The organism is Gammaproteobacteria bacterium (assembly GCA_037388465.1).
Lineage (GTDB): Bacteria > Pseudomonadota > Gammaproteobacteria > SpSt-1174 > SpSt-1174 > JARRKE01.
The window spans coordinates 1-12,298 of sequence record JARRKE010000058.1 but is presented as its reverse complement, the minus strand read 5'-3'; the positions used below and the strand labels follow the sequence as shown (position 1 = coordinate 12,298).

Annotated in this window: 14 protein-coding genes; 5 read left to right on the top strand and 9 right to left on the bottom strand. The window is 62.2% G+C overall.

Annotated elements, in window-relative coordinates:
• The 5 genes from P8Y64_10670 to rpmE all read right to left on the bottom strand — a co-directional run.
• On the bottom strand, nt 1–371 hold a 371-nt coding region (locus P8Y64_10670; protein ID MEJ2060931.1), incomplete at its 3' end, for a D-alanyl-D-alanine carboxypeptidase.
• A gap of 16 nt (nt 372–387) precedes the next feature.
• On the bottom strand, nt 388–1,614 hold the full coding sequence (locus tag P8Y64_10665; protein ID MEJ2060930.1) for a malic enzyme-like NAD(P)-binding protein: 1,227 nt from the start codon (nt 1,612–1,614) through the stop codon (nt 388–390).
• 14 nt (nt 1,615–1,628) lie between these two features.
• Nucleotides 1,629–3,098 (bottom strand): M48 family metalloprotease, encoded by a 1,470-nt coding sequence (locus P8Y64_10660; GenBank protein MEJ2060929.1) that lies wholly within the window; start codon nt 3,096–3,098, stop codon nt 1,629–1,631.
• Nucleotides 3,098–3,757 carry a thermonuclease family protein gene (locus tag P8Y64_10655; GenBank protein MEJ2060928.1) on the bottom strand — a complete coding sequence of 220 codons (660 nt, stop codon included), beginning with the start codon at nt 3,755–3,757 and terminating at the stop codon, nt 3,098–3,100. Before P8Y64_10655 ends, P8Y64_10660 begins: the two co-directional genes overlap by 1 nt.
• A 136-nt stretch (nt 3,758–3,893) precedes the next feature.
• Nucleotides 3,894–4,103: a 50S ribosomal protein L31 gene (gene rpmE, locus P8Y64_10650; GenBank protein MEJ2060927.1), complete on the bottom strand. Its 210-nt coding sequence runs from the start codon at nt 4,101–4,103 to the stop codon at nt 3,894–3,896.
• Nucleotides 4,104–4,531: 428 nt separating this feature from the next.
• Between rpmE and rimO the strand changes: the two genes are divergently transcribed.
• Nucleotides 4,532–5,851, top strand: coding sequence for a 30S ribosomal protein S12 methylthiotransferase RimO (gene rimO / locus P8Y64_10645; GenBank protein MEJ2060926.1), 1,320 nt, complete (start codon nt 4,532–4,534; stop codon nt 5,849–5,851).
• A 735-nt stretch (nt 5,852–6,586) separates the two neighbouring features.
• Here the strand turns inward: rimO and P8Y64_10640 are convergent.
• Both P8Y64_10640 and purH read right to left on the bottom strand, forming a co-directional pair.
• On the bottom strand, nt 6,587–6,838 hold the full coding sequence (locus tag P8Y64_10640; GenBank protein MEJ2060925.1) for a hypothetical protein: 252 nt from the start codon (nt 6,836–6,838) through the stop codon (nt 6,587–6,589).
• A gap of 106 nt (nt 6,839–6,944) precedes the next feature.
• The gene (purH, locus tag P8Y64_10635) at nt 6,945–8,525 is read right to left on the bottom strand and encodes a bifunctional phosphoribosylaminoimidazolecarboxamide formyltransferase/IMP cyclohydrolase (protein ID MEJ2060924.1); all 1,581 of its coding nucleotides are present in this window, start codon (nt 8,523–8,525) and stop codon (nt 6,945–6,947) included.
• Nucleotides 8,526–8,676: 151 nt separating this feature from the next.
• Between purH and P8Y64_10630 the strand changes: the two genes are divergently transcribed.
• Entirely contained in the window at nt 8,677–9,702 is a 1,026-nt protein-coding gene (locus tag P8Y64_10630) for a c-type cytochrome (protein ID MEJ2060923.1), read from the top strand.
• The gene (locus P8Y64_10625) at nt 9,699–10,160 is read left to right on the top strand and encodes a DUF302 domain-containing protein (GenBank protein MEJ2060922.1); all 462 of its coding nucleotides are present in this window, start codon (nt 9,699–9,701) and stop codon (nt 10,158–10,160) included. Before P8Y64_10630 ends, P8Y64_10625 begins: the two co-directional genes overlap by 4 nt.
• 96 nt (nt 10,161–10,256) lie before the next feature.
• Here the strand turns inward: P8Y64_10625 and P8Y64_10620 are convergent, their stop codons facing one another.
• The gene (locus P8Y64_10620; GenBank protein MEJ2060921.1) at nt 10,257–10,532 is read right to left on the bottom strand and encodes a helix-turn-helix domain-containing protein; all 276 of its coding nucleotides are present in this window, start codon (nt 10,530–10,532) and stop codon (nt 10,257–10,259) included.
• Complete coding sequence (dusB, locus tag P8Y64_10615; protein MEJ2060920.1) at nt 10,529–11,512, bottom strand: tRNA dihydrouridine synthase DusB; 984 nt, start codon at nt 11,510–11,512, stop codon at nt 10,529–10,531. The genes P8Y64_10620 and dusB overlap by 4 nt, the downstream gene beginning before the upstream one ends.
• 118 nt (nt 11,513–11,630) lie before the next feature.
• Between dusB and P8Y64_10610 the strand changes: the two genes are divergently transcribed.
• Together P8Y64_10610 and P8Y64_10605 are read left to right on the top strand one after the other, a co-directional pair.
• Nucleotides 11,631–11,867 (top strand): family 1 glycosylhydrolase, encoded by a 237-nt coding sequence (locus P8Y64_10610; protein MEJ2060919.1) that lies wholly within the window; start codon nt 11,631–11,633, stop codon nt 11,865–11,867.
• 116 nt (nt 11,868–11,983) lie between these two features.
• The coding region (locus P8Y64_10605; protein MEJ2060918.1) for a GNAT family N-acetyltransferase at nt 11,984–12,298 on the top strand (315 nt) is incomplete at its 3' end.

Sequence of the window (12,298 nt, the reverse complement as noted above, 5' to 3'; positions counted from 1 at the left end):
CGGGCCAGGTCGTCGTGGTCGAAGGTGGGGTCGCCGCTGCCGAGCAGGATCAGGTCGCCCTGCAGGGTGTCGCCGCGCAGACGGCCGTGCATCAGCAACCGGGTCTTGAAGGTGTGTGCGGCCCCCCATTGCTGCAGGGCGGCGGCGGCCGTATAGAGCTTGGTGACCGAGGCTGGCAGCAGGCGCTGGTCGGGATTCAGCGCGCCGATGAACCGGCCCTGGGACAGGTTCACGATTTCGGCCGAGACATCAATGCCCTGCCCTTTGAGGGCTGCCAGCGATTTGAGCTCGAAGCCCTGCGCCAGACCCAGGCCGGGCAGCAGCAGGAGCAGGCACAACCAGAACGGCTTGTGCATGGCGGCCGGTCGCACCCGCGGCCCCTCGACGCTAGATACGGGCTACGCCGCTTTGCCGCGCCGCTTCGGATACGGCGGCCGGGACCATGCGGGCCAGGCGCGGGTCGAGCGGTTTCGGCAGGATGTAGTCGGGTCCGAATTCGAGGTGGTCCAGCCCGTAGGCGGTCAGTACCTGCTGCGGGACCGGTTCGCGGGCGAGTTCGGCGATCGCCTCGACGGCGGCGATGTGCATGGCGCGGCTGATCGATTTGGCGCGCACGTCCAGGGCGCCGCGGAAGATGTAGGGGAAGCCCAGTACATTGTTCACCTGGTTCGGATAGTCGCTGCGTCCGGTGGCCATGATCAGGTCGTCGCGGGTCTTGTGCGCCAGTTCGGGCAGGATCTCCGGATCGGGATTGGACAGCGCAAACACCACCGGCTTGGGGGCCATGGCCGCCAGCATGTCGGCACTCATCAGGTCGGGGCCGGAGACGCCGATGAACACGTCTGCTCCGGTGCAGGCGTCCAGCAGGGTGCGGCCCTCGGTCTCGATGGCGAAGGACTGCTTGTGGGGGGTGAGGTCGTCCCGCCCGGTGTGGATGATGCCTTTGCGGTCGACCATGCACAGATGCTCGCGCGGGGCACCAAGGGCGTTGAGCAGTTCCATCGAGGCGATGCCTGCTGCACCCGCGCCGAGGCAGACGATGCGCGCGTCCTCGAGTTTCTTGCCCTGCAGTTCCAGGGCGTTGAGCAGCCCGGCGGCGATGATGATCGCGGTGCCGTGCTGGTCGTCGTGGAAGACCGGGATGTCGAGGCGCTCGGCAAGCCGGGTCTCGATCTCGAAACAGCGCGGGGCGGCGATGTCCTCAAGGTTGATGCCGCCGAAGCCGCAGGCGATGCGCGTCACCGTATCGACGAAATCGTCCACGCTGTCCGCCTCGACCTCGATGTCGAACACGTCAACGTTGGCGAAGCGTTTGAACAGCACGGCCTTGCCTTCCATGACCGGCTTGCCGGCCAGCGGACCGACGTTGCCCAGCCCGAGCACCGCGGTGCCGTCGGTGATCACGGCCACCAGATTGCCCTTGGTGGTGTAGCGGTAGGCATCCTCCGGGTTGCGGTGAATGTGGCGTACCGGTTCGGCCACGCCCGGGGTGTATGCCAGGGAGAGGTCGTGTTGTGAGGCGGTGGGCTTGGTGACTTCGATGGCGATTTTGCCGGGCACCGGCTGCTCGTGATAGGCGAGCGCCTGTTCGTTCAGCTGTTTGGGAGAGGACATGGGATCTGCTTTGTTCAATGGATTGTTTTCAGTGTTTCCCCGGGGGCGAGACGTCCGTCGGGGAAGCGGCCGTTGAGTAGCCTGAGTTGCTCGCTAGCATGATAGGTGAAGGCGGATTGGCGCGCCAGAGAATCCCAGGTGTCGCCGGCCTTCACGTGGATCAGCTGAATGCGTTTGGGTTGTGCAAGACGCTGCTCGGCCGTCGTCAGAGGGCGCAGGCTGTTTTGCGTGGCCAGGACCTGCGGATCGATGTCGCCGATGCGATTCGATTGATTGGCTGCCGCAAAGACGAAATCGTGATTTCCCAGGCGCAGCACGGCCACCCGGCCGGTGCGATTGCCGAAAGGGGTGCGCAACGCGGCGAGCCCTGTATAGCCCGGTGTCCTGCCCTGTACGGGTCTGGCCGATGACAGGTTCTCGCTGCCGAACAGCTCGCCGTACACCGTGCGGACATCCTGCCCGGTTTTGACCGGGCGGACCCTGACGGCCATGACGCTGTCCTTCTCCGGTCCGACGGCCACCAGCCGGTCGGGCAGGTTTTCCACCCGCCACCGCTCCGGAAAGCGCAGGGTGAAATTCAACGGGCGGTGATAGAAGTCGCGGCCGCGCAGGACGCCGTCCTGTTCGCCGGGGCCGAAGGTCAGTCCTTTCAGCTGCTGCAGATAGCCGCTCCGGTTGGCGGATTGGTAAGGCCGGGTGCGTTGCGAGTTTGCCGCCTGAATCACGGTCTGGAGGCGCTGATCGTTGTCGGGGTGAGTGGAGAACAGGCCGTGATAGACGTTGGCGTCGCGGCCTTCCTGCTCGGCCGCGGCGATTTCATATTGTTCCTGGGCCTTGAGCACGCGGATCACCTGCAGCATGGCTTCGGGGTCGTAACCGCTGCGCGCCAGGTATTCGGCACCCAGGCGGTCGGCCTCGAGTTCATGCTCGCGTCCGTAGCCGCGGACGATGGCCAGACCCAGCACGTTGCTGAGGTCATTGGCCGCACCGCTGCCGGTGCGCGCCGACACGATGCTGCCGATCAGGCCGATCACGGTGGAGGTGGTGTGCTGACGCACCGCATGCCGGGCGGTGACGTGGCCGATCTCGTGCCCCAGCACCGCGGCCAGTTCGGCGTCGGTGTCGAGGTAGGCGAGCATGCCGCGGGTGATGTAGACGTAGCCGCCGGGCAGGGCGAAGGCGTTGACCTCGGAGCTGTCGAGGACGGTGAAGTGATACTGGATGTCGCTGCGATGGCTGCGACTGGCGAGGCGCTGGCCGATGCGGTTCACGTATGCCTGCAGCGGCGGATCGTCCAGCTTGCGGTACTGCTTGAGCACCTCCTTGTCGTATTCCCGGCCCAGGGCGAGTTCCTCTCCCTGGGACATGAGCACCAGGTCGGGTTCGCCGGTGACCGGGTTTGTGGCACAGGCGGCCAGGCCGGCCAGGGCCGAGGCGGTCAGCAAAAAGGCTATGATGAGCGGGCGATAAGCGCGGGACAGCATTACTCGTCAAGCAGGCTCAGGGCGGCGGGATGGCGCACCTCGATCTGTTTTTCACCACGATGATGGTGAATCCAGCCGCGGATCTCGATCCGGCGCCCCCTGAGCTGGTCCAGATTGATGTTCTTGAAGTATGGCAGGTCCTTACGGGGAATGCGTACCGCGACACGGCCCGGCAGATCCAGCCACACCGATTTGCGGGAGTGCCCCACGTGTTCGACCCGCCCGGTGACGATATGAAACCCTTTGGCCCGGTCTCCGACGGCCGTGCTCGGCGTGGGCTGGTAGCGGGGCAGGGACCAGATTCCCCGCCGTTGACGCCGGGCGGCAGTCTCGGCGGCCTGGTAGCAGCGGTAGTGACGGGTGTTGGGCGGAATGGTGAGTGCCGTGGCGAATCCGTCGCGCAACAGGGTTTCGGTCAGGTCGGTATGGTCGGGCAGATACAGATAGGCCAGCAGTCGGCCGTAATGATCCCGACGCTGTGTGCCGTACTCGATCAGCAATCGGTCGTTGCTGCGGCTCAGCAACTGCTTGAGGGCGCGGGTCGCCGCGTCGGCATAAGGCTGGGCCGGCCGCCCCTGGTGCGAGACTTCCGGGGCGTCCATGCCGATGAAGCGCACCCGTTCGCCGTTGGTGAGCATGACCGTGTCTCCGTCGAACACGTAGCGCACGGTGGCGTGGACGTCGACATGCCCGATCGGACACGCGACCGGCTGGGCGGCGGGGAGGACCAGACCACAAACAAAAAGGGCACTCGCAAGGAGTGCCCTTTTGATCCAGCGGGTGGTCGTCACCGACTCAGTTCTTGCGGCCGTAACGCTTGCGGAACTTGTCGACCTGGCCGGCACTCTCGACGTTGCGCTGCTGGCCGGTGAAGAAGGGATGACAGGCCGAGCACAGCTCGACGCTCATCACGTCCTTGCCGTAGGTGGAACGAGTGGTGAACTCGTTGCCGCAGCTGCAGGTCACCTTGACCTCGTGATAATTCGGGTGAATATCCGCCTTCATGGAAGCGTCCTCAAACTAGACTTCTGCGCTGGAAAAGGGTGCGAATCATACCGGAGCACGGCGCTTCGGGCAAGGGCAATCGTCGGAGCCGGGATAGCGTGCAAAATTGATGGGAATGCACACCTTCGTGAGCTAAGTGATTGAGCCGATAGGGCGTGCTCCCGTTATCCACAAAATCTGTGGATAACTCTGTGGATGAACTGCGGGCAAGATGCATTTGTCCCGTTATTTGTTTCGGAAGTGTTACTTTGGTCAAAAAATGACCAGTTTTTAACTCATTGATTTTCATTGATTATTAGAGTTTTCTTCTGGACTCGTGTACACTCTGGAACCCGCTCCAGGCTGGTGCACAAGATAGTCGTCTGAGGTTCAGAACTGTGCATAACTAGCCTGGGTGGCCCCTGTCAAGGCCTCCTTTTGGAAAAATAATGCCCAATACTTCACAGATCGGCTTCGTCAGCCTCGGCTGCCCCAAGGCGCTGGTGGATTCCGAACGCATCCTCACCCAGCTGCGCGCCGAGGGATACGGAATTTCCGCCGATTACGCGGGGGCCGACCTGGTGGTGGTCAATACCTGTGGATTCATCGATGCGGCGGTGGAGGAGTCGCTGGACGCGATCGGGGAGGCGCTGGAGGAGAATGGCCGGGTTATCGTGACCGGCTGCCTGGGTGCGGATGCGGCCAAGGTCCGCACGGCCCATCCGAACGTGCTGGCAGTGACCGGTCCGCATGCCTACGAGGCCGTCATGGCGGCCGTGCATGAACACCTACCCGCGCCCCATGATCCGTACAGCAGCCTGATCCCGCCGCAAGGCATCAAGCTCACGCCGCGCCATTACGCCTATTTGAAGATTTCCGAAGGCTGCAATCACCGTTGCAGCTTTTGCATCATCCCCAGCCTGCGCGGCGATCTGGTGTCGCGGCCCATCGGCGAAGTGCTGCAGGAGGCCGAAAACCTGGTGGCGGCCGGAGTGCGCGAGTTGCTGGTGGTCTCGCAGGACACCAGTGCCTACGGCGTCGATACAAAGTATCGCACCGGGTTCTGGAAGGGGCGCCCCATCAAAACGCATATTCAGGCGCTCGCGGAGGCGCTGGGCGAATTCGGCGTCTGGGTGCGGCTGCATTACGTCTATCCCTATCCGCACGTTGATAACCTGATTCCGCTGATGGCGGAAGGCCGTTTGCTGCCCTATCTGGATATGCCGCTGCAGCACGGCAGTTCCCGTATCCTCAAGGCCATGCGCCGGCCGGCGGCCACCGAAAAAGTGCTGGAACGTATCCGCGACTGGCGTGCCCGGTGTCCCGATCTCACCCTGCGCAGCACCTTTATCGTCGGCTTCCCCGGCGAAACGGAAACCGAATTCGAGGAACTGCTGGACTTTATCGGCGAGGCGCGCCTGGACCGCGTCGGCGCGTTCGCCTATTCGCCGGTGGCCGGGGCGGCGGCCAACGAACTGCCCGGCGCCGTTCCCGAAGAGGTCAAGCAGGACCGACTGGAGCGCTTCATGGCGGTGCAGGCGCAGATCAGCGCCGAGCGGCTGGCGGAAAAGGTCGGTCAGCGAATGACCGTGCTGGTCGACGAGATCGATGGAGACGGCGTGATTGCCCGCGGCCCCGGCGATGCGCCCGAGATCGACGGGCTGGTGTTCGTGTCGGCGTGCGAGCAGGCGCAGGTGGGTGAGTTTCTCGATGTCGAGATCACCGGCGCCGGTGAGCATGATTTGTATGCGGAGGTGGTTGGGGATTGAATACGGGTATTGGGTGTGCGTTTTGAACGTTGTTAGGAATGTTCGTGGAATGGTTTCGCGCGTATTGGGGGCGGATTTTTTATCTAACTAACGGCTCACCGCGCGAGTTCATTTTCTTTGCTTGTCCAAAGAAAATGAACCAAAAGAAAGGACACCCCACGGCCGCACTGTGCCGACGCGCTGCCTTCCTGGCGCGTCAGCATTTGTGCTTCCCTGCACATCATCCTGCACACCCCGCGGTCTGACCGGAGGTCGCCCGACAGGACTTCCTTGTCCTGACGGGCGACGCGCGTGATCCGTCACGCGCCCTAACGGCTCCTGGTCAGTCCACTGCGGGGCGTTCCGGGCGCGGCCGACGGGGACCTTCGACGTGAGGAGTTAGGAGTAAGTTGTGAGGAGGGTCATGTCTTTTCGCTTCACCCCTCACACCTCACCAAAAACCCCGTCCCGCCTTGCCGAGCAGCCGATGGCTTGCAGGGTCAGCCCGGCATGGACGCCGGGCTGAGGTTCGTCACGACAGGACGTCGTGTCGAACCGTGCCCGTCGCAAGTCAACGGTTGCGAGGGAAGCCGAAGGCCAAGGCGGTGGGGGCGCATTTCTTTCGTCCCTTTCTTTGTGCGAGCAAAGAAAGGGACTCGCACGCATCAACAAGCGTCAGATAAAAAATCCCAGCTCGAAAGCGTGCGAAACAAGACCAAGATTCGGTCTAATTAAACTCAAGACACATAAATAAAATCACATCCTCGATGCCACCCACTTACGTAATTCCGCTGCGATGAGGGTGGCGTCCTCGCCGGCCTGCCCGGCCTCGGCGAGGATCTGATGAAGTTCGACCAGTGATTCGCGCAGGGTGCGGCTGTCCTGGCGTGCCTTGGCGGTGAACCCGCCTTCGATTTCCAGGTTGAGCATGGCGATCGAGTCGCCGCGGCCCCACCAGTCGCCGCCGTTCAGGAGCCGCCAGGCCTCGGTCAGCCGGTCGTCGCGCATGGCCGTTGCGGCCAGCGCGGCGCTGTTGGCGAGGTAGACGTGGTCGTATTCGCGCAGCAGGGTTTCGACCCGGGTCAGCAGGCCGGTCAGTCTGTCGGGTGTCTGCTCAGTGCCGGAAATGGCGCATCCCCGTGAAGACCATGGCCATGTCGTGCTCGTTGGCGGCCTGGATCACGTCCTCGTCGCGCATCGAGCCGCCGGGCTGGATCACTGCGGTGATGCCGGCCGCGTGTGCAGCGTCGATGCCGTCGCGGAAGGGGAAAAAGGCGTCCGAGGCCATCACCGAACCCACGACGTCGATACCTTCGTCCGCCGCCTTGATGCCGGCAATGCGGGCGGAATAGACGCGGCTCATCTGGCCGGCGCCAATGCCGGTGGTCTGGCCGCCCTGGGCGTAGACGATGGCATTGGACTTGACGAACTTGGCCACCTTCCAGGCGAACAGCAGGTCTTTCATTTCCTGCTCGCTGGGTGAGCGCCAGGTGGCGATCTGCAGATCGGCTTCGGTAATCATGCCGACATCGCGGTCCTGCACCAGCAGGCCGCCGTTGACCCGCTTGAAATCGAAACCGGGGGGTGTGGGGTTGTGCCATTCGCCGGTCACCAGGACCCGGATGTTTTTCTTTTCCTTCAAGGCCTCGGTGGCGCCCTCATCGATGGCCGGTGCCACGATGACCTCGACGAACTGGCGCTCGATGATGGTGCGCGCGGTATCTGCGTCCAGGCGCCGGTTGAAGGCGATGATGCCGCCGAAGGCGGAGGTGGGATCGGTGGCGTAGGCGCGCTCGTAGGCTACGGTCAGGTCTTCGCCCATGGCGACCCCGCAGGGGTTGGCATGTTTGACGATGACGCAGGCGGGGACCTCGAACTGTTTGACGCACTCCAGCGCCGCGTCGGTGTCGGCAATGTTGTTGAACGACAGTTCCTTGCCCTGCAGTTGTTCCGCGGTACTGATGGATGGGCCGGACGAGCGATGGTCGACGTAGAACGCGGCCTGCTGGTGCGGGTTTTCTCCATAGCGCAGGTCTTCGCGCTTGTCGAACTGCTGGTTCAGGGTACGGGGGAAGGTGTGGCGCGAGCCGTCTTTGCTCAGGCTGCCAAGATAGTTGGCGATCATGCCGTCGTAGCGCGCGGTGTGCTCGAAGGCTTTGGTGGCGAGATCGAAGCGGGTATCGGCACAGACGCAGCCGTTGCGCTCACGCATTTCCAGAGCCACCCGGTTGTAATCCGCCGGGTCGACGATGACGGTGACGAAGCGGTGATTCTTGGCGGTGGCGCGGATCATCGCCGGGCCGCCGATATCAATGTTCTCGATGGCGTCCTCGAAGCTGCAGTCAGGCTTGGCGACGGTCGCCTCGAAGGGATACAGATTCACGGCAACCAGGTCGATGGGGACGATGTCGTGCTCTTCCATGACCCCGGTGTCCTGGTCGCGGCGCCCCAGGATGCCGCCGTGGATGCGCGGGTGGAGCGTCTTGACCCGCCCGTCCATGATCTCCGGGAAACCGGTGTGTTCGGCGACATCAACCACCGGAATGCCCTCTTTGCGCAAGAGGTCGGCGGTGCCGCCGGTGGAAAGGATCTCGACCCCGGCAGTGTGCAGGTGACGCGCGAATTCGACGACGCCGGTTTTGTCTGACACACTGATCAGGGCGCGGGTGACGGGGAAATCGTTGTTGCTGTCCATTTGATGAGAACCTGGCTTCGAAGTGGCGCGATTATACCGAATCCGTTCGTGCCGGGCGCCGTTGACCTGGGTCAATACCCGTCGGCGGTGCTTGTGGGAAGGTTGGACGCAATCTCCTGTCATGCATCGTGTCGACTTAAGGAGACGGAGTATGCTCAGATTCTGGCTGTCATGGTTGGTCCTGTTGCCCTCGCTGGCCTTCGCAGCGCCGAACGGCGCGCAGCTTTTTCAGCAAAACTGTGCGGTGTGCCACGGTGAACACGGTCGGGGCGGGGTGGGCGTGCCGCTGGCGCTGCCTTCGTTCCAGTCCAGCGTGGACAACGCCTATCTGGCCAAGACGATTCGTCTCGGGCGCCCCGGCCGGGTAATGCCCGCATTCCCGTCGCTGAGCGACGCCGAAGTGAACGCCATCGTGCATTACGTGCGCAGCTTTACCCACGTCAAACCGCCCGAGTTTTCCGCCGCGCCGGTCAAGGGAGACGTTCAACAGGGCGCCAAGCTGTTCGCGGCCAACTGCGCGAGTTGCCATGGTGATCGGGGGCAGGGCGGCGCCGGCACGGGAGTGACCTTTTCTCGGCCGCGCAACCTGCCGATCATTCCCCCCGCGTTGAACAACCCCGGCTTCCAGGCGGCGGCCACCGATGCGCAGATCCGCTATACCCTGATCCACGGTCGACAGGGTACGCCGATGGTGTCTTTCCGTGCCAAGGGATTGAGCGACCGGCAGATCGACAACATCGTCGCCTATGTGCGTACGCTGAAGCGTGGGCCCGTCGAGGAACACGAAAACGAACCGCCGATGCTGGTGGAGGAATCGTCGAGCTCCTTCGAGGCAACCATCAAGAGCGTGCGACAGGCCATTATCGGGGCCAATTTCCTGATGATCCGCGAACAGTCGCTGGACTATGGGTTGGTTCCCAAGGACAAGGAAAACACGCGCGAGCATATTCTGTACTTCTGCAACTTCCCGTTTTTGAACAAGGCACTGGGGATCGATCCGCGAGTGGGATTGTTCCTGCCTTGCCGCGTGACGGTGGTGGAACGGCAGGGGAAGGTCTACGTGATGGCGATCAATCCCCTCAAGCTGAGCCATTTGTTCAACAACGATGAGCTGAACGAACTGTGCAAACACATGCACGATGTCTATCGGCAGGTGCTCGACGAGGCGACGCTATGAGGATGCTGATCACGCGTACGATATGGCTGTGGGGGCTGCTGGTGCTGACGGCGTCCAGCGCCTGTGCGGAAGACCTGCTGATGGTGCGCTCGCAGTTGCCGTTTCCGGAGGCCATGGCCACCCTGCAGGAAAGTATCGATGCCCATGGCTACAAAGTGGCACGGGTGCAGCGCGTGGACATCGGCCTCAAAGGGCAGGGGTTCAAGACCGACAAGTATCGTGTCGTATTCTTCGGCAAACCCAAGGAGATCGATACGCTGGCCAAGGAGTATCCGAAGCTGATTCCCTATCTGCCGCCGAAGATCGCGATCTTCGCGGAGAACGGGCAGACGATACTGGTCACATCGAATCCGGCGCTGTTCAAGAGGTTCTATCCGGATCCCAAACTGGCCGCGCATTTCGATCGCTGGGCACGGGATTTTCGTGCCATCCTAGATGATGTGCGCAAGGCACAATAGCTGAGTAAAAATCGAACGGGAGCGGGGCTCGCTCGCCATGGCGCTGAACCGGCCCCGTTTTTGTTGTTTTTCGGGGCGGCCGCATAAGGAAAGGGTCTAAAGCAGGTCGTGCAGGCGCAGTTTCTTGCGCAGGGTGCCGCGGCTGATACCGAGCCAGGTTGCCGCTTTGCATTGATTGCCTGCGGTTTGTTCCATGACGCACTGCAGCAGCGGGCGTTCGACTTCCTCGATCACCATCCGATACAGATTGTCGGGTTCGTGGCCATCCAGTTGTTCGAAGTAGCGTTCGAGTGCGACGGCTACGGCACTGGCCAGCGGCTGTCTGCGCCGTTCTTCCGGATGAGGCTTTATTCTTGATCCTGTTATGTTCATGCCGCGAGTATCTCCTTTGACGGTTGGAGCAGAGCTGTTTCGATAGCGTGTAACTGTGTCTCAGCGTCTTCTATACGATTTATCCGAGCGCGCAGGGCGGAGCCCTGCGGCATTGATTCGAGATACCAGCCGATGTGTTTGCGCGCTACGCGCACGCCCCGTGGTATGCCGTACAGCGCGTGCAGTCCCTGCACATGGGCAATAAGAGTGGTGCAGATTTCATCACGTGTCGGCGACGGAAGAATGTCGCCGGACGTCAGGTAGTGTCTGATCTCGCGGAACAGCCAGGGGTTGCCCTGGGCGGCACGGCCGATCATCAGCCCGTCGGCACCGGTGTGGTCGAGCACTTCACGCGCCTTGAGAGGGCTGTCGATATCGCCGTTGGCGAGTACTGGAATGGAAACCGCGGCCTTGATGGCGCGGATGGTGTCGTATTCGGCTTCGCCTCGATAGGCGTCGGCACGTGTACGGCCGTGTACGGCCAACGCCTGGATGCCGATGGTCTCGGCGATCTGTGCGATCTCCACGCCGTTGCGATGGTCTCTGTCCCAACCGGTACGCATCTTGAGCGTGACGGGCAGGTCCACCGCCTCCACCACGGCGCGCAGGATTGCTTCGACACGGGCTACGTCCTGCATGAGTGCGGAGCCGGCGGCCTGGTTGCAGACCTTCTTGGCTGGACACCCCATGTTGATGTCGATGATTTCGGCGCCCAGGGCGGCGTTCGCGCGCGCGGCCTCGGCCATCATGTGCGGGTCGGCCCCGGCGATCTGAACGCTGCGCGGTTCGGGCTCGTCGTCGCTGGGCAGGCGAGTCCGGCTTTTTGCGCTGCTCCATAAACGCCTGTCGGACGTGAGCATTTCCGAAGTCGCGAGATCCGCGCCGAGTCGCCGGCAGAGATTTCGAAACGGCGCGTCGGTTACCCCGGCCATGGGTGCCAGGGCTAGCGGTGTTTCGAATATGTAAGGTCCGAGTTGCATGACGATGCGGCTGCGACATCTGCCCTGATTGATGACTCGCAGCCATATTACCCCGGCCCAGAATGGTCAAAAAGTGATGCTGGTCACAGCTTGGCCAGGTGAAAAGTGACCTCGGGCGGTGAACTTCAATTTCCCGGTCAAGGGTTACTTCCACTGGACGCTGGTGGATAACTTTGAGTGGGATCGCGGCTGGACACAGCGATTTGGCTTATGGGAACTGGATGTCGAGTCTCAAGCACGGTGCAAGCGACCCAGCGCCGATTTGTACGCCGAGATCTGCCGGGAGAACGGTGTTTCATCGGAGATGGTGGAACACTATGCCCCGGACATAATCGGGGAGATGTTTCCGGATTAATGGCTGATGCATAAGTCGTAATTCGTAAAGCGGATATTGTGGATATGATGTTAAGAGCAGAAGATTTATACAGGATTGTTTGCCGGCCGGCGCTGCCCAAGGATACCGCAGATGCCATGGAGCTGACCAGCTTGATCTGGGAAGGGGATGATTACGTGCCTGGAGCGTGGGTGGACTGGCTGGATGATCACCAGGGGATGCTGGCAGTGGCTGAATATGGGGGAGGCGTGGTTGCTTTAGGCAAGCTGACGGCGATTGACCAAAACAACTGGTGGTTGGAGGGACTGCGCGTGCACCCGGACTATGAAGGGTGGGGTGTGGCCTCCCACCTGCACGATTACTTGATCGATTACTGGACAAAACACGGTCATGGCCTGGTCCGCCTGGCTACCTCATCTAAAAGAGAGGCAGTGCACCACTTGTGTAAGCGC